The 16,481-nt window shown below is 52.1% G+C and carries 17 protein-coding genes; 13 read left to right on the top strand and 4 right to left on the bottom strand.

Annotated elements, in window-relative coordinates; genetic code table 11:
• Positions 1-147 precede the first annotated feature (147 nt).
• Positions 148-786 (top strand): RpiB/LacA/LacB family sugar-phosphate isomerase, encoded by a 639-nt coding sequence (locus V5P19_RS03175; protein WP_334401125.1) that lies wholly within the window; start codon positions 148-150, stop codon positions 784-786.
• Between the two features lie 40 nt (positions 787-826).
• Here V5P19_RS03175 and V5P19_RS03180 read toward each other — a convergent pair whose 3' ends face one another.
• Positions 827-2,245, bottom strand: a complete 1,419-nt coding sequence (locus V5P19_RS03180; protein ID WP_334400049.1) for an MFS transporter — start codon at positions 2,243-2,245, stop codon at positions 827-829.
• A 213-nt stretch (positions 2,246-2,458) separates the two neighbouring features.
• Between V5P19_RS03180 and azuC the strand changes: the two genes are divergently transcribed.
• Entirely contained in the window at positions 2,459-2,542 is an 84-nt protein-coding gene (gene azuC / locus V5P19_RS03185) for a stress response protein AzuC (protein WP_014832437.1), read from the top strand.
• A 108-nt stretch (positions 2,543-2,650) separates the two neighbouring features.
• Positions 2,651-2,902, top strand: a complete 252-nt coding sequence (locus tag V5P19_RS03190) for a DUF2766 family protein (RefSeq protein ID WP_334400051.1) — start codon at positions 2,651-2,653, stop codon at positions 2,900-2,902.
• A 138-nt stretch (positions 2,903-3,040) separates the two neighbouring features.
• On the opposite strand, the gene V5P19_RS03195 is transcribed toward V5P19_RS03190, so the two are convergent.
• Both V5P19_RS03195 and V5P19_RS03200 read right to left on the bottom strand, forming a co-directional pair.
• Positions 3,041-4,384 carry an anaerobic C4-dicarboxylate transporter gene (locus V5P19_RS03195; protein WP_334400053.1) on the bottom strand — a complete coding sequence of 448 codons (1,344 nt, stop codon included), beginning with the start codon at positions 4,382-4,384 and terminating at the stop codon, positions 3,041-3,043.
• 152 nt (positions 4,385-4,536) lie between these two features.
• On the bottom strand, positions 4,537-5,040 hold the full coding sequence (locus V5P19_RS03200) for a non-heme ferritin-like protein (RefSeq protein WP_334400055.1): 504 nt from the start codon (positions 5,038-5,040) through the stop codon (positions 4,537-4,539).
• Between the two features lie 506 nt (positions 5,041-5,546).
• Between V5P19_RS03200 and V5P19_RS03205 the strand changes: the two genes are divergently transcribed.
• The 6 genes from V5P19_RS03205 to otsA all read left to right on the top strand — a co-directional run bounded on the left by V5P19_RS03205 (position 5,547) and on the right by otsA (position 12,370).
• Positions 5,547-6,104 carry a DJ-1 family glyoxalase III gene (locus tag V5P19_RS03205; protein ID WP_334400057.1) on the top strand — a complete coding sequence of 186 codons (558 nt, stop codon included), beginning with the start codon at positions 5,547-5,549 and terminating at the stop codon, positions 6,102-6,104.
• A 316-nt stretch (positions 6,105-6,420) separates the two neighbouring features.
• The gene (araF, locus tag V5P19_RS03210; RefSeq protein ID WP_334400059.1) at positions 6,421-7,410 is read left to right on the top strand and encodes an arabinose ABC transporter substrate-binding protein AraF; all 990 of its coding nucleotides are present in this window, start codon (positions 6,421-6,423) and stop codon (positions 7,408-7,410) included.
• Between the two features lie 71 nt (positions 7,411-7,481).
• Positions 7,482-8,996 carry an L-arabinose ABC transporter ATP-binding protein AraG gene (araG, locus tag V5P19_RS03215; RefSeq protein ID WP_334400061.1) on the top strand — a complete coding sequence of 505 codons (1,515 nt, stop codon included), beginning with the start codon at positions 7,482-7,484 and terminating at the stop codon, positions 8,994-8,996.
• 14 nt (positions 8,997-9,010) lie between these two features.
• Positions 9,011-9,991: an arabinose ABC transporter permease AraH gene (gene araH / locus V5P19_RS03220; RefSeq protein ID WP_010432481.1), complete on the top strand. Its 981-nt coding sequence runs from the start codon at positions 9,011-9,013 to the stop codon at positions 9,989-9,991.
• 176 nt (positions 9,992-10,167) lie between these two features.
• Positions 10,168-10,971, top strand: a complete 804-nt coding sequence (gene otsB / locus V5P19_RS03225) for a trehalose-phosphatase (RefSeq protein ID WP_334400065.1) — start codon at positions 10,168-10,170, stop codon at positions 10,969-10,971.
• A complete protein-coding gene (gene otsA / locus V5P19_RS03230) occupies positions 10,946-12,370 on the top strand; it encodes an alpha,alpha-trehalose-phosphate synthase (RefSeq protein WP_334400067.1) in 1,425 nt (474 codons plus the stop codon). The genes otsB and otsA overlap by 26 nt, the downstream gene beginning before the upstream one ends.
• 15 nt (positions 12,371-12,385) lie before the next feature.
• Here otsA and uspC read toward each other — a convergent pair whose 3' ends face one another.
• Complete coding sequence (uspC, locus tag V5P19_RS03235; protein ID WP_334400069.1) at positions 12,386-12,814, bottom strand: universal stress protein UspC; 429 nt, start codon at positions 12,812-12,814, stop codon at positions 12,386-12,388.
• A gap of 793 nt (positions 12,815-13,607) precedes the next feature.
• Here uspC and flhD point away from each other — a divergent pair.
• The 4 genes from flhD to motB all read left to right on the top strand — a co-directional run bounded on the left by flhD (position 13,608) and on the right by motB (position 16,477).
• Positions 13,608-13,958, top strand: a complete 351-nt coding sequence (gene flhD / locus V5P19_RS03240; RefSeq protein ID WP_334400071.1) for a flagellar transcriptional regulator FlhD — start codon at positions 13,608-13,610, stop codon at positions 13,956-13,958.
• Complete coding sequence (gene flhC / locus V5P19_RS03245) at positions 13,955-14,539, top strand: flagellar transcriptional regulator FlhC (RefSeq protein ID WP_334401131.1); 585 nt, start codon at positions 13,955-13,957, stop codon at positions 14,537-14,539. Before flhD ends, flhC begins: the two co-directional genes overlap by 4 nt.
• A 124-nt stretch (positions 14,540-14,663) precedes the next feature.
• Positions 14,664-15,551: a flagellar motor stator protein MotA gene (gene motA / locus V5P19_RS03250; protein ID WP_008500417.1), complete on the top strand. Its 888-nt coding sequence runs from the start codon at positions 14,664-14,666 to the stop codon at positions 15,549-15,551.
• Positions 15,548-16,477: a flagellar motor protein MotB gene (gene motB / locus V5P19_RS03255; protein ID WP_334400073.1), complete on the top strand. Its 930-nt coding sequence runs from the start codon at positions 15,548-15,550 to the stop codon at positions 16,475-16,477. The genes motA and motB overlap by 4 nt, the downstream gene beginning before the upstream one ends.
• Positions 16,478-16,481: the final 4 nt, after the last annotated feature.

Below are 16,481 nucleotides of genomic sequence, written 5' to 3' on the forward strand. Positions count from 1 at the left end.
ACGGCCCGATCTCTTCAGAACTGTGAGCCCATGCTTGTTTTTTAAAACAAGTTTTCAGTTAATTTGAAAGCATGTTTGTTTGATAGTATGGTTAAGGCGAAAAGCTACCCACAGCGGGATTCCCGCCATGCATTCAGGAGAGACATGATGAAAATTGCACTGATGATGGAAAACAGCCAGGCCGCGAAAAATGCCATCATCCTTAATGAGTTAAAAGCCGTTGCCGATGAAAAGGGCTTCCCGGTCTACAACGTCGGGATGAGCGATGAGAACGATCACCATCTTACCTATATCCATCTGGGCATTATGGCGAGCATTCTGCTGAACGCCAAAGCCGTTGATTTTGTGGTGACCGGCTGTGGAACGGGCCAGGGGGCGCTGATGTCTCTGAATATCCATCCGGGCGTAATCTGCGGCTATTGCATTGACCCAGCAGATGCTTTCCTGTTTGCCCAGATCAACAACGGCAACGCGCTCTCTCTGCCATTTGCAAAAGGCTTTGGCTGGGGCGCTGAGCTGAACGTTCGCTTCATCTTTGAAAAAGCCTTCACCGGCCGTAATGGCGAAGGCTATCCACCAGAGCGCAAAGAGCCACAGGTGCGGAATGCGGGCATTCTGAATCAGGTGAAAGCGGCGGTGGTGAAAGAGCACTATCTGGATACCCTGCGAGCTATCGATCCTGAGCTGGTAAAAACTGCCGTTTCCGGGCAGCGCTTCCAGCAGTGCTTCTTTGAAAACTGCCAGGATAAAGAGATCGAAGCCTTTGTCCGCGGAATCGTAGGCTAATGAGCCTTAGCCGGGCGACGCGGTGTTTGCCCGGCTAACGCTACTTTTTAACGGAGACCGCACTGCCTGCATTTTTCGTCAGGTGCAAGGTGTCAAACATCCCCACCAGACACACCAGCGCAATCACGACAAAGGCCAGTCGAAAACTCATCCCCGGGACAGCCCCCAGCCCCAGGCTCTCACTCATCTTTTCGCCGATACGAATCCCAATAGCGCCCAGGGTTATCCCGAGCCCAACGGCGAGTTGCGTTGCGGTGGAAAACAGCGTATTGGCATAGCTCATCTGGGCGGAGGGCACATCGGCAAAGGCCAGCGTACTCACCGCCGTAAACTGAATTGAACGGAATACCCCGCCGAGATAGAGAACCAGCATCATCAGCCATACCGGCGTATCCTGCGTAATGAACGCGCAGGCCAGCAAAGCCAGTACATTCAGGGCGCCGTTGACCAGCAATAGCCGCTTAAAGCCCAGGGCGCGAATAAGCGGCGTGGTGGCCGGTTTAATGGTCAGATTGCCGACGAACACCGCCAGAACCAGCAGGCCAGAGTGAAAAGCGTTCATCCCAAACCCCACCTGAAACATCAGCGGCAGAAGAAAGGGGACCGCGCTAATCGAGGCGCGAAAAAGCGATCCGCCGTACATCGTCACGCGAAACGTCGGCACCTGCAGTGCATCAAGACGGATCATCGGGCATTGCGCCCGCCGGAAATGGCGCAGTGCGAAAATGAGCGCCACCGTACCGATGGCCAGCAGGAATAAGGTCAGCCCAGCGTTGAGATGCTCCCCACCCATCGACTCCATCGCATACACCAGACACATCATTGCAACGGTGGTTGCGATAAATCCCGGAAGGTCGAAGGGGCGACGCGCATCTTCATGCAGATCGGGGATAACCCGCAATGCCAGAGCAATAGCGATAAGTCCCAGCGGTACGTTAATAAAGAAGATCCAGCGCCAGTTGGCATAGCTGGTGATAAAACCGCCCAACGGTGGGCCAATGATTGGCGCCACCAGTGCGGGCCAGGTCAGGGTAGCAATGGCGGTAATCAGCTGATGTTTTGGCGTGGTGCGGAGAACGGCAAGCCGGCCGACGGGAACCATCAGCGCACCCCCCGCTCCCTGCAGCACGCGCATGATAACAAACTGATCAACGGTGGTTGAAAGACCGCAAAAGACAGAGGCGAGGGTGAAAATAGCCAGTGCGAGCGCAAAAACCTTGCGTGCGCCGAAGCGGTCCGCAATCCAGCCGCTGGCGGGAATCAGTACCGCCAGGGTAATCAGATACGCACTGATGCCTATATTTAAGTCAACGGCCTGTACGCCGAAGCTTTTGGCCATATCGGGTAGGGCGGTAGCAATCACCGTACCGTCAAGAAACTCCATAAAGAAAGCCCCGGCGACCAGCAGCGCCGCGGGCGATAAGCCTCGGCTCTCTTTGCCGGTTACGTTCTCACTCATTTTCAGCCCGCCGTATCAAAAAAAATTATAAAAATTTACTGGAATTTATATGAAGCTAACCCACGGATTCAACGTTGTTTTTATAACATTCCAGCAGCACCGATGGATTTGTAATCGTGATATTCATCACAAAAATATTGATTTCTGTGATGGTGGTCATATTATAAGCGCATTAACAATAACACCTGCATAACACGTTACTGGAGCATTACAATGAAGCTGCGCAAAATCCTGAAAAGCATGTGGGCTAACTACTGCAACACATTTAAAGACGTGCCGCCGGGTGCGATGTTCTGATAAAAAACCTGCTTCGGCAGGTTTTTTTATGCCTGCGTGCGGCGAGAGGGAGATGAAGGGGCGTTCGTTTTGTTACTATGGCGGCCTTTAAATACAGGAGTAAGCCCCATGTCTCAAAACCTGAGCGCCGATCAGGAACTGGTGTCTGACGTCGTCGCATGCCAGCTGGTTATCAAACAAATCCTTGATGTGATTGACGTTATCGCGCCAGTCGAGGTGCGCGAGAAAATGTCTACCCAACTGAAAAACATCGATTTTACCAGCCATCCTGCTGCAGCAGACCCGGTTACGATGCGTGCGATCCAGAAAGCTATCGCACTGATCGAGTTGAGATTCACACCGCAGGGTGAGTCTCACTAAACATACCCGTCACGCTTCATGCTGCATGTGCGTTGGCTGCAGCTCGAACGAGGTAGGGTATAAACCGATGTGGTGAAATGAGAAACTCATTTCTGAGAGAACGTCGACGGGCGACAGCAACTGTCGCCCGGTGAAGAGTTAGAAGAACGTTTGCACCAGCAAATAGCTCGCCGCACAGGCGCAGCTCACGCCAATCAGTCCCGGCAGAATAAAGCTGTGGTTGACAATAAATTTGCCGATACGGGTTGTGCCCGAACGGTCAAAGCCGATGCAGGCCAGATCGCTTGGATAGGTCGGCAGGACAAAATAGCCGTAAGACGCCGGGAAGAAGGCAATCAGCATTTTTGGGTCTATGCCCAGCATCAGCCCCATGGGCGCAACGGCCGTCAGCGCTGCCGCCTGGCTGTTCACCAGTTTAGAGACCAGGAAAAGCACGATGGCATAGGTCCAAGGGTGGCTTTTCACTACGCCTTCCAGCGCCATTTTCAGCTCGTCCAGATGTGCCTGAAAAAAGGTATCGCTCATCCACGCGACCCCGAATACCGAGAAAATAGCGACCATTCCCGCTTTAAATACCGCACCGCTTGATATCGCGGACGCATTGACCTTACAGGCGATGAGCATGACCGCCCCGGCGATTAGCATCATCATCTGAATGACCAGGTTCATCGACAGTGCCGTCATTTTGCCTTTTACCTCAAACGCAGGGCGCAGTTCAGGCAGCGCCCCCAGCAGGACCACGACCGCAATCCCGGCGAAGAAGATCCAGGTTGACCAGTAGGCCTGTTTAGGAAAACGCTGGTCCATCAGCGTTTCGGTACCGCCGTAGATAAACTCGCGCTGTTTTGGGTCCTTCAGCTTTTCCTGAAACTCCACGTCATCGGCTAAATCTTTGCCGCGACGCAGGCTCCACAGTGCTGCAATGGCAACGCCAAACAGCGAGGCGGGAACCGACACGGCAAGAATTTCGAGGATACCCCATGCGTGGCCGATCCCGTGTTGCGCCCCCAGTATCGAGACCAGCGACACCACGGCCACGGAAACCGGCGAGGCGGTAATGGCCATTTGTGAGGCGATAGAGGCAACGGCCATTGGGCGCTCCGGGCGGATCCCTTTTTTCAGCGCGATATCCGCAATGATCGGGAACATGGTATAGACCACGTGTCCGGTGCCGCACAGAAAAGTCAGCATCCATGTCGTAAACGGGGCGAGAAGGGTGATGTGCTGCGGATGTTTACGCAGCAGGCGCTCGGCGAACTGCATCATCACATTCAGACCGCCTGCCGTTTGCAGGGTGGCCGCACAGCCGATAACGGCCAGAATGGTGAGCATCACGTCTACCGGCGGTTTACCCGGCTGCAGGCCAAAGACAAAGCTAAGAATAAACAGGCCAATACCGCTTATTAGCCCCAGTCCCATGCCGCCGAAACGTGTTCCTACCAGCAGGCAGGCAATAATGACAATAAACTCAATGGTGATCATGATGCTCCCTCGTCGATGATAATGTAATTCAATAAATCATCACACGATGTAGGGTTATTCGTTGGGAGCGAGATCTGATTTGTTAAATATCAGCAAAAGCAGTGAGTTGATAAGAGAGGGAACCTGCTCCTGTGCGGAGCAGGTAAAAGCGATCAGTGGTGCTGAACCGTTAAGATATCGAGCAGGTGACGATCGGTCTGCTCCGGGCACAGCCCTGCACGTTTTGCGTTGCGGATTTCGTGCGCAAGAGACTTAAGCAGCATGCCGTCCTGCTGCTGTTCTTTATCCATATCACGTAAGAATTTCAGGGTTGTGCTGTCATGCTGAGCTTTGGCCTCATCCGCCAGTTTGTTCAGCGTGGCGCAGCGTTGCTCATACTCTTCAAGCGTTTTTTGGAACAGTTCTTCCAGTGAAGCGTAATCATCATTGATGGTTTCCAGGGCTTTTACGGTGGGGTTCGCCCCCGCGGCTTTCATAAAATTAAAGACGCGCATCATATGGGTAACGTTGCTTTGCGCCTGGGCCCTAAAGATGGTGGCCGTACCATTGAGACTTTTCTCTGAGCACCATGAGCTCAAATGCAGGTGCAAGTTTGAGGCGTAAAATTCAAGATTCAACTGGGCGTTAAGTTTTTGCATCATCGCTTGGGTAGCCATACTCATATCCTTATTGACTGTGGGACGTAATGTCCACTGCTAAACCTGATCCGGCAGGTACGTATCATTGAAGGCAGAGTGGTTATCTCTGCACAAAGGTTGGTGGACCGAATATTCACTTCCTGTGTTCGATATAAATAAGCATACCCTTGTATTTGGCCTAAGAAAACTCTTAATGCGGCTGTGTTTACCATACATTACAAATTTTAATATAGTAGAGATTTTTAAACAGAGAGTGATATTTTTGTTAATTCTTAACGTGCTGATTTATCAGTTTTTATATTTTAATGCGTCATTAATTTACGCTTATAAATAACCAGCGAATTCAGTTCTTCTATAAAATATAATCCAGAAGGGGTAGGGGTGAATATATGATGAAAGCATAAATTTGCGCTAAATCAATTTATGTTCAATAGGCGTTTCTGTGATCGCGGCACAGGTTTGTTATTACGCACTCTGTGAAAATGAAACGGTGTTTTATAACGTTGCATTCACTGAGGTTTACGATGGCAAAAGTTGCGGTGCTGCTGGCACCAGGTTTTGAGGAAGCGGAAGCAATTATCACGATTGATATCCTGCGCCGTTTGCATATTGAGGTGGAAACGCTGGCCTGCGCGGAATCGCGTGCCGTGGTGAGTTACCATGCTATTCCCATGGTGGCGGACAGCACCTTAACAGAGCGTATCGATACGCTCTATGACGCCGTAGTATTACCCGGCGGGCCGCAGGGCAGCGTGAACCTGGCCGCGAGCCGGGACGTGGTGCGCTTTGTTTCTGCCCATGACGAAAGTGGAAAACTCATTTGCCCAATCTGTTCCGCCGCAGCGCGCGTGTTGGGTAGGAATGGGCTACTCAAGGGGCGCCGCTATGTCTGCTCGGGTGACTTATGGCAAACGGTCACTGACGGCGAGTATATTGATGCGCCGGTCGTGGAGGATAAAAACCTGATCAGCGGAAAAGGTCTTGGTCACGCCTTTGACTTTGCGTTAACCCTCTCGGCACGTCTTTTAGGCGACGAAACACCCGTTCGCGATCACGCCGATCATATTTATTATCCGTGGTGATTTTTCCTCCGGGCGCGCCAGCGTCCGGGTATCAGGGACTTCTTAGCTGATCTTATGGATAATTCTGCTTAACTCACTTTCATTTGTCTGACAATTCCTGCCGTTTTTATGTCATTTTTCGCTGAATTTATGTACGCAATTACTGTAATTCTGCGGTGTGATGGCGCTCTCTTATGGATGATTAATTTCCCGCTAAAACTATCACCAGCACTAACGCTTATGACGAGGTAAGCGCTAATGTCTTGTTTTAAGTCCGATTAAATAAGAAGCACGCAAATATTCCCTACCGAAAAGAATGCTTAAGCTGGAGTTTACCATGCACAAATTTACTAAAGCGCTGGCGGCCATTGGTCTGGCTGCTGTTATGTCACAATCCGCTATCGCAGAAAATTTAAAACTCGGTTTTTTGGTCAAGCAGCCCGAAGAACCCTGGTTCCAGACTGAATGGAAATTCGCCGATAAGGCCGGGAAAGATCTCGGTTTTGACGTGATCAAAATCGCCGTGCCTGACGGTGAGAAAACGCTGAACGCCATTGATAGCCTGGCGGCCAGCGGCGCAAAAGGTTTCGTTATTTGTACGCCCGACCCGAAACTGGGCTCAGCGATCGCCGCCAAAGCGCGCGGCTACGGCATGAAGGTAATTGCGGTTGACGATCAGTTCGTCAATGCCAAAGGCAAACCGATGGACAGCGTGCCGCTGGTGATGATGGCCGCGACTAAAATCGGCGAGCGCCAGGGACAGGAACTCTATAAAGAGATGCAAAAACGCGGCTGGGATGTCAAAGAGACCGGCGTAATGGCAATTACCGCCGATGAACTGGACACGGCGCGTCGTCGTACCTCGGGTTCAATGGACGCGTTGAAAGCCGCCGGTTTCCCGGAAAAACAGATCTACAAAGTGCCGACCAAATCTAACGATATCCCCGGCGCCTTCGATGCGGCGAACTCCATGCTGGTTCAGCATCCAGAAGTGAAACACTGGCTGGTGGTCGGCATGAACGACAACACCGTGCTGGGTGGCGTGCGTGCAACGGAAGGCCAGGGCTTTAAAGCGCCTGACGTCATCGGTATCGGCATCAACGGCGTTGACGCCGTGAGTGAACTCTCTAAAGCGCAGGCGACCGGTTTCTACGGCTCCCTGCTGCCAAGCCCGGACGTACACGGTTATAAATCCAGCGAGATGCTCTACAACTGGGTGACCAAAGGGGCTGAACCGCCGAAATTCACTGAAGTGACTGACGTGGTGCTGATCACCCGCGAAAACTTCAAAGAGGAACTGGCGAAAAAAGGGCTGGGCGGTAAGTAATACGCTGTGATTGTGCCCCTCACGCACCGTGAGGGGCCAGACGTACACACTACAGAATTCACGGAGACGTTATGCAACAGTCTGATCCGTATCTCTCTTTCCGCGGCATCGGGAAGACGTTCCCCGGTGTTAACGCGCTGACCGATATTAGCTTTGATTGCTATGCCGGCCAGGTTCATGCCCTGATGGGGGAGAACGGCGCGGGGAAATCCACGCTGTTGAAAATTCTCAGCGGCAACTACACGCCAACCACCGGCACGCTGACCATTCGCGGTGAAGAGGTCGTTTTTGCCGATACCACGGCGGCGTTAAACGCCGGCATTGCCATTATCTATCAGGAGTTACATTTGATTCCTGAGATGACCGTGGCGGAAAACATCTATTTAGGCCAGCTTCCGCACAAAAGCGGCTTTGTTAATCGTTCGCTACTGAATTATGAAGCGGGGCTGCAGTTAAAGCATCTTGGTCTGGATGTCGATCCTCAGACGCCGCTGAAATATCTCTCCATCGGCCAGTGGCAGATGGTCGAAATTGCCAAGGCGCTGGCGCGTAATGCCAAGGTCATCGCTTTTGATGAGCCCACCAGCTCGCTTTCTGCGCGAGAAATCGAAAACCTTTTCCGCGTGATCCGGGAGCTGCGCAAAGAAGGGCGCATCATTTTGTACGTTTCACACCGTATGGAAGAAATTTTTGCCTTGAGCGATGCCATCACCGTGTTTAAAGACGGGCGTTATGTTCGCACCTTTACCGACATGCAACAGGTTAACCATGACCAGCTTGTCCAGGCGATGGTCGGACGCGAGCTGGGGGATATTTATCACTGGCAAACGCGCGAGTACGGACCTGAACGTCTGCGCCTGGATAACGTCAAGGCGCCAGGCGTGCGTACGCCAATATCGCTTTCGGTGCGCAGCGGCGAAATCGTCGGCCTGTTTGGTCTGGTGGGGGCGGGGCGCAGCGAGTTGATGAAAGGCCTGTTCGGCGGGACGCGCATCACCGGCGGGCAGGTCTCAATTGATGGTGAAAAGGTCGATATTCAGAAACCAGCGCACGCGATCAATGCGGGCATGATGCTCTGCCCGGAGGACCGAAAAGCCGAAGGCATTATTCCGGTTCACTCCGTACGTGACAACATCAATATTTCCGCCAGGCGCAAATACATTCGCGCGGGATGTCTGATCAACGACGGCTGGGAGTCGAGCAACGCTGACCATCATATCCGTTCGCTCAACATCAAAACGCCGGGTGCGGAACAGCTGATCATGAACCTTTCCGGCGGCAACCAGCAAAAGGCGATTTTAGGCCGCTGGCTGTCGGAGGACATGAAGGTCATTTTATTAGATGAACCGACGCGCGGTATTGATGTCGGCGCAAAACACGAGATCTATAACGTGATTTATGAACTGGCAAAACGCGGCGTGGCGGTGCTGTTCGCCTCCAGCGACCTGCCTGAGGTACTGGGCGTTGCCGATCGCATTGTTGTCATGCGTGAAGGTGAAATTGCCGGTGAATTGCTGCATGAACAGGCGAATGAACAACAGGCGTTGAGTCTCGCCATGCCTAAAGTTAGCCAGGCTGTCGCCTGAGTAAGGAGTCAAAGATGTCTTCTGTTACTACCTCCGGAGCGCCGAAGTCGGCTTTCAGTTTTGGACGCATCTGGGATCAGTACGGCATGCTGGTGGTCTTCGCCGCACTGTTCCTCGCCTGCGCGATTTTTGTGCCTAATTTTGCCACCTTCATCAACATGAAGGGGCTGGGGCTGGCCATTTCCATGTCCGGCATGGTGGCCTGCGGTATGCTGTTCTGTCTGGCCTCGGGTGACTTCGATCTCTCCGTGGCCTCGGTCATTGCCTGTGCAGGCGTAACCACGGCGGTGGTCATCAATATGACCGAAAGCCTGTGGATTGGCGTCTTTGCCGGGCTGATGCTCGGCGTGCTGAGCGGGCTAGTGAATGGCTTTGTCATTGCCCGTCTGAAGATTAACGCCCTGATCACCACGCTTGCGACCATGCAAATCGTGCGCGGTCTGGCCTATATCATCTCAGACGGCAAGGCAGTAGGGATTGAAGACGAGCGCTTCTTTACCCTGGGCTATGCCAACTGGCTGGGCCTGCCTGCGCCTATCTGGCTAACGGTGGCCTGCCTCATCCTCTTTGGCTTCCTGCTCAACCGCACCACGTTTGGTCGTAATACCCTGGCGATTGGCGGAAACGAAGAAGCGGCACGTCTGGCGGGCGTGCCGGTTGTGCGAACCAAGATCATCATCTTTGTTCTTTCTGGCCTGGTGTCGGCGGCGGCGGGGATTATCCTGGCGTCGCGTATGACCAGTGGCCAGCCAATGACCTCTATCGGCTATGAGCTCATCGTCATTTCTGCCTGCGTTTTAGGGGGGGTCTCCCTGAAAGGTGGCATCGGAAAAATCTCATATGTGGTGGCGGGTATCCTGATTTTGGGGACGGTAGAGAACGCCATGAACCTGCTCAATATTTCGCCGTTCTCGCAGTACGTGGTACGTGGTCTGATCCTGCTGGCAGCCGTGATTTTCGACCGTTACAAGCAAAAAGCGAAGCGAACGGTCTGATGAAATTCTCGCCTTTCACTTGCTCAACTACTAACCATAGTTGACCCCTTAACCGCCCCGCCAGTATTACTGACGGGGCGGTTGTCAAATGGCGAGCACCGTCACACTGTCTATACTTACATGGCTATGAAGGAGGTAAAGGCGTTTACCTTTCGCTAACTGTAAGGAGGATTAGGGTGGCTGACTTGTTAACCGCACCGCCTGTACTGCCCGGAGAATATGCTTTCTTTTTTGACCTCGACGGAACGCTCGCCGGGATAAAGCCGCATCCCGATGAGGTCGTCGTACCGGATGTGGTGTTAGAGAATTTGCAGCAGCTCTCGCGGATGAACGAGGGAGCACTGGCATTGATTTCAGGGCGCTCAATGGCCGAGCTGGATATGCTCGCCAGTCCATACCACTTTCCGCTGGCCGGTGTACACGGAGCGGAGCGCCGCGATATCCATGATCAACAGCACATTGTCTCACTTCCCGATGCACTGATTCAGACGTTGCACACTCACCTCTCTTCTGCTCTGGACGCGCTGCCGGGTACGGAACTGGAAGCCAAGGGCATGGCGTTTGCCTTGCATTACCGTCAGGCTCCGCACCATGAAGCTGCCGTATTTGCCATTGCCCGAAGCGTGGCCGATGCGCACCCGCAGCTCGCGCTACAGCCGGGGAAGTGTGTGATTGAGATAAAACCGGAAGGAATTAACAAAGGCGCTGCCATTGCAGCGTTTATGGCTGAAGCGCCTTTTAAGGGGCGCACGCCGGTATTTTTTGGGGATGACCTGACCGATGAGGCCGGGTTTACGGTGGTAAACAAGGCCGGCGGCATGTCTGTCAAAGTCGGGCCTGGTGATACCTGTGCCGGATGGCGGCTGGAAAGCGTCGCCAGCGTCTGGCAGTGGATAACTGACGTCGCTAACCAGCAACAACAACAAATAGCGCAAAACAACGGGGGAAACCATTATGGGTCGCTTAGTCGTCGTCTCTAACCGAATTGCACCGCCTGATGATAAAAAAACCAGCGCAGGGGGATTAGCGGTAGGGATTTTAGGTGCCTTGAAAGCCGCGGGCGGGCTGTGGTTTGGCTGGGGTGGTGATATCAGTGAAGAAGATAAACCGCTCGATACCGTCACGCACGGCAACATCACGTGGGCCTCTTTTGCTCTCAAGGAGAAAGATTATGATGAGTATTACTCTGAGTTCTCAAACGCCGTACTGTGGCCCGCGTTTCACTATCGTCTGGATCTCGTAAAATTCCAGCGTGAATCGTTTGAAGGCTACTCCCGCGTCAATGCCCTGCTGGCGGATAAACTTCTGCCGTTAATCGAAGAAGACGATATTTTATGGATCCACGATTACCACCTCTTGCCCTTCGCCAGAGAGCTGAGAAAGCGTGGGGTGAACAACCGCATCGGTTTCTTCCTGCATATTCCCTTCCCGACGCCGGAGATTTTTACCGCGCTGCCGCCGCACGAAGAGCTGCTGGAAGCGCTGTGTGATTATGACCTGCTGGGGTTCCAGACGGATAACGACAGGCTAGCATTCCTCGATTCCATATCAGGCAAAACGCGGCTGGTGACGAAAGGCGGAAAGGCCCATACGGCATGGGGCAAAGTCTTTCATACCGAGGTGTACCCTATTGGTATAGAACCGGCGGAGATTGCCGAGCAGGCGTCCGGGCCGCTGCCACCCAAGCTGGCTCAGCTTAAGAACGAGCTGAAAAACGTTAAGAATATCTTTTCTGTTGAACGCCTGGATTATTCTAAAGGGCTGCCAGAGCGTTTTCTGGCGTACGAAACTCTGCTGGATAAATACCCTCAGCATCACGGTAAAATTCGCTACACGCAGATTGCGCCCACATCGCGCGGTGAAGTGCAGGCGTATCAGGACATCCGCCATCAGCTGGAGACAGAGGCAGGGCGGATTAACGGGCGATATGGTCAGCTAGGCTGGACGCCGCTGTTTTATCTGAATCAGCATTTCGATCGTAAGATCCTGATGAAGGTATTTCGCTATGCCGATGTGGGCCTGGTGACGCCGCTGCGCGACGGGATGAATCTGGTGGCGAAGGAGTATGTGGCAGCACAAGACCCTGCAGACCCTGGCGTGCTGGTGTTATCACAATTTGCCGGAGCCGCGAACGAGTTAACCTCCGCGCTTATCGTCAACCCTTATGACCGTGATGATGTGGCTAACGCGCTAAATCGCGCATTGACGATGCCGCTAACGGAGCGCATTTCTCGACATGCGGAGATGATGGAGACGATTTTGAAGAATGATATCGACAGCTGGCAGGCGCGTTTTATTCGCGATCTGCGCAAGATAAGCCCACAAAGTCATGAAGGGGATCTGCAAAAAAAGATCGCGACCTTTCCTAAATTAGCGTGATATTCCTCTGGGGGCTTAATTGCCCCCAAGAGGGACTAACAGCACATCAACCTGGCTTGACGCGACAATCGATTTTGCCGAGCAGGCCGCGCGCGAAAAAAAGCTTTTGTTATGATTTCCGCAAATCACTAAATCAATATTCTGCTTACGACACATACTGAGAATATGTTCATTTAATTCACCTGTCGCAATGACGGTGTCATAAACAGGATAGTGGGCTTTATCAACCAATTCCCGCAGAAATTGCTGCGTTTCTTCCTGCAATACCTCACGAATATCTTCCAGCATAGGGGCTGCCAGCTGATTGTACATCTCTGGTTCGGCTGCAAGGGTAATGAGGCTAATGCGGGCATTGTTCGGCCTGGCGATGGAAACCGCACGGGCGACGAGCTGATGGCTTTCCGGTGAAACAGCAACAGAAACAAGAAGATGGGAGTAACTCATCACGCACTCCTTCAATGTCTGAACACGGTGTCTATGCCAGCTTTACCGCGAAATCACTGCTTCTGCAAGAGGGGAATACGACATTAGTGTGAAGCTTATCATAATTATTCATTAATTATTCTTATAAGAAGAATAACTGAAAAGTACGCCTAAATGAAAAAAATTAACAACTTAACGTAAATCACACATTTTCCTGCGTCTGGTGCTAAATCATTTAGCCCAGGGATAAACACATTTCAAATGATCACGCCCCGAAACAATTTTTATTCCCCTTGGTTCTAACTATATGTTTTTAATGAGTAATGAAATTGTGACCAAAAGACTCATTTGGTGTAAGCGACAGGTGTCGCCCGTTTCGGGCTAAAAAACGTTTGATTCAGCCCGACAGTTCATACTTCTGCATGAGTATTCGTCCATTAAGAATATAAAATAGTTCGATTTGGTTAAAAATTACACAAATTACAAGTCATGCTGATGGGTTTATGGGGAATATTCACTCAAATTATGTGACGTGGATCACATTTTTTTTAAATTTGGGGTAGGCTGCATTGTATGTGTCAAAACTGACGAGTAGAGTTTGCGTCGAATTAGGAAAAATCTTAGTTATTTGTAAGAAATGATAAATCGTGTAAGAAACGCAGCCGCGTTTCGGTCGTTGCGCGTTTTGCTGAATACAAACCTAAATTCAACTATGCATTTGGCCTTATTTTTTATACCGGGTGATTTCCCGGCGACATCACGGGGTGCGGTCTTTCCGCATAAAAATAATAGTTGGTTATTCGGGATGGGAAAAATGCATACATCCGAGTTGCTAAAACATATCTATGACATCAACTTGTCGTATTTACTGCTCGCGCAGCGTTTGATTAGTCAGGACAAGGCGACCGCGATGTTTCGTCTTGGTGTGAACGAAGAAATGGCAAACATGCTTGGCGGCTTAACTCTCCCACAGATGGTTAAACTCGCTGAAACGAATCAACTGGTTTGCCAGTTCCGTTTTGATGATTCACAGACGATCACGCGTCTGACCCAGGAATCTCGCGTTGACGATCTTCAACAGATCCATACCGGAATCCTTCTTTCAACCCGCTTGCTCAACGACATCAGCCAGCCTGATGACGCTGCCCGTAAGAAAAGGGCATAATAATGAGCGAAAAAAGCATTGTTCAGGAAGCCCGTGACATACAACTGGCAATGGAACTGATCACCCTGGGTGCTCGTTTACAAATGCTGGAAAGCGAGACTCAACTGAGCCGTGGTCGTCTCATTAAATTGTACAAAGAGTTACGCGGTAGCCCCCCACCAAAAGGGATGCTGCCGTTTTCAACAGACTGGTTTATGACGTGGGAACAGAACATCCATGCCTCGATGTTCTGTAATGCGTGGAAGTACCTTCTGAAAACCGGTTTATGCAGCGGCGTTGATGCCGTGATCAAAGCCTATAAACTTTACCTCGAACAATGCCCCCAGCAGGAAAATGGACCTCTGCTGGCGTTGACTCGTGCCTGGACGCTGGTGCGGTTTGTCGAGAGTGGAATGCTTGAATTGTCTCGCTGCAACTGCTGCGACGGCAATTTTATTACCCATGCTCATCAGCCCGCTGGCAGCTTCGCCTGCAGTTTATGCCAGCCTCCATCCCGTGCAGTAAAAAGACGTAAACTTTCCCGGGATGCTGCCGATATTATTCCACAACTGCTGGATGAACAGATCGAACAAGCTGTTTAACCCGAACCTGTGGGCTAGATTCCAGCAGCGGTAAGCAATTACTGCTGCTTTTTTTTTACCCTCAGTTTCGGAAATGCTGTCGAAATGAACGTCCTGCCATAGTCACTAGCGGAAGGATGATGTCGTGCTTATCTTATTAGGTTACCTGGTAGTTCTCGGTACAGTTTTCGGCGGTTACATGATGACCGGCGGGCACCTTGGAGCACTCTATCAACCGGCTGAACTTATTATCATCGGCGGCGCAGGGGTAGGGGCTTTTATCGTTGGCAACAACGGTAAATCGATCAAGGGCACGCTGAAAGCAATTCCACTGCTGTTTCGTCGTTCGAAATACACCAAAAGCATGTACATGGATCTGCTGGCGCTGCTCTACCGTCTGATGGCGAAGTCTCGTCAGCAGGGCATGTTTTCGCTGGAGCGGGACATTGAAAACCCGAAAGAAAGCGAAATCTTTGCCAGTTATCCGCGCATTCTTGCCGACGCCATGATGCTGGATTTCATCGTCGATTACCTGCGCCTCATCATCAGCGGCAACATGAACACCTTCGAAATCGAAGCGCTGATGGACGAAGAGATCGAAACTCACGAAAGCGAATCCGAAGTGCCGGCAAACAGCCTCGCGCTGGTGGGGGACTCTCTTCCGGCCTTCGGTATCGTTGCGGCGGTGATGGGTGTCGTGCACGCCCTGGCCTCGGCGGATCGTCCGGCGGCGGAGTTGGGCGCGCTGATTGCGCATGCGATGGTGGGTACCTTCCTCGGTATTTTGCTGGCATACGGTTTTATCTCTCCGTTGGCCAGCGTGCTGCGTCAGAAGAGCGCGGAAACCACCAAAATGATGCAGTGCGTGAAGATCACGCTGCTCTCAAATCTCAACGGTTATGCACCGCCTATCGCCGTGGAGTTCGGCCGTAAAACGCTTTACTCCAGCGAGCGTCCATCGTTTATCGAGCTGGAAGAACACGTGCGTGCGGTGAAAAATCCAAACCAACAGACGACAACTGAGGACGCATGAAAAACCAGTCCCATCCGATCGTCATCGTAAAAAAACGCAAGCACAAGGGGCATGGGCACGGCTCGCATGGCTCGTGGAAAATTGCTTACGCCGATTTTATGACCGCTATGATGGCCTTCTTTCTGGTGATGTGGCTGATCTCTATCTCCAGCCCGAAAGAACTGATTCAGATTGCCGAATATTTTAGAACGCCGTTGGCCACTGCGGTAACCGGTGGGCAGCGCATCTCTAACAGCGACAGCCCGATCCCCGGCGGCGGGGATGATTACACCCAGCAGAAGGGTGAGGTGAAAAAAGAGCCTAACATCGACGAACTGAAAAGACGAATGGAGCAGGCGCGCCTGAAGAAACTGCGTGGCGATCTGGACCAGTTAATTGAAGCCGATCCGAAACTGCGCGCGCTGCGTCCGCACCTGAAGATCGACCTGGTCCAGGAAGGGTTGCGTATCCAGATTATTGATAGCCAGAACCGCCCGATGTTCAAAACCGGTAGCGCCGAGGTTGAACCCTACATGCGCGATATTTTGCGCGCTATCGCGCCAGTACTGAACGGGATCCCTAACCGCGTAAGCCTCTCAGGACACACGGACGACTTCCCGTATGCCTCGGGTGAGAAGGGATACAGTAACTGGGAGCTTTCTGCCGATCGTGCCAACTCCTCGCGTCGCGAGCTGGTGGCAGGTGGGCTTGATGATGGCAAGGTACTGCGCGTGGTCGGCATGGCAGCAACCATGCGCGTTACCGACCGCGGGCCGGATGACGCCATCAACCGTCGTATCAGTCTTTTAGTGCTGAACCAGCAGGCGGAGCAGGCCATCCTGCACGAAAACGCCGAAAGTCAGAATGAGTCACTGGACGATTTAAAACAGCCTGGGGCCGTACCTTCGGCTGCCGTTCCAACATCGCCACCAGCCAATCCGAGGTGATAGC

This window comes from Enterobacter sp. UNJFSC 003 (assembly GCF_036903355.1).
Classification (GTDB): domain Bacteria; phylum Pseudomonadota; class Gammaproteobacteria; order Enterobacterales; family Enterobacteriaceae; genus Enterobacter.

Coding starts and splice junctions, on each gene's coding strand:
- araG (WP_334400061.1), top strand. CDS start 7,482: ATGCAACAGTCTGATCCGTATCTCTCTTTCCGCGGCATCGGGAAGACG.
- otsA (WP_334400067.1), top strand. CDS start 10,946: ATGGGTCGCTTAGTCGTCGTCTCTAACCGAATTGCACCGCCTGATGAT.
- azuC (WP_014832437.1), top strand. CDS start 2,459: ATGAAGCTGCGCAAAATCCTGAAAAGCATGTGGGCTAACTACTGCAAC.
- V5P19_RS03200 (WP_334400055.1), bottom strand. CDS start 5,040: ATGGCTACCCAAGCGATGATGCAAAAACTTAACGCCCAGTTGAATCTT.
- V5P19_RS03195 (WP_334400053.1), bottom strand. CDS start 4,384: ATGATCACCATTGAGTTTATTGTCATTATTGCCTGCCTGCTGGTAGGA.
- V5P19_RS03180 (WP_334400049.1), bottom strand. CDS start 2,245: ATGAGTGAGAACGTAACCGGCAAAGAGAGCCGAGGCTTATCGCCCGCG.
- uspC (WP_334400069.1), bottom strand. CDS start 12,814: ATGAGTTACTCCCATCTTCTTGTTTCTGTTGCTGTTTCACCGGAAAGC.
- V5P19_RS03205 (WP_334400057.1), top strand. CDS start 5,547: ATGGCAAAAGTTGCGGTGCTGCTGGCACCAGGTTTTGAGGAAGCGGAA.
- motB (WP_334400073.1), top strand. CDS start 15,548: ATGAAAAACCAGTCCCATCCGATCGTCATCGTAAAAAAACGCAAGCAC.
- araF (WP_334400059.1), top strand. CDS start 6,421: ATGCACAAATTTACTAAAGCGCTGGCGGCCATTGGTCTGGCTGCTGTT.
- V5P19_RS03175 (WP_334401125.1), top strand. CDS start 148: ATGAAAATTGCACTGATGATGGAAAACAGCCAGGCCGCGAAAAATGCC.
- V5P19_RS03190 (WP_334400051.1), top strand. CDS start 2,651: ATGTCTCAAAACCTGAGCGCCGATCAGGAACTGGTGTCTGACGTCGTC.
- araH (WP_010432481.1), top strand. CDS start 9,011: ATGTCTTCTGTTACTACCTCCGGAGCGCCGAAGTCGGCTTTCAGTTTT.
- flhD (WP_334400071.1), top strand. CDS start 13,608: ATGCATACATCCGAGTTGCTAAAACATATCTATGACATCAACTTGTCG.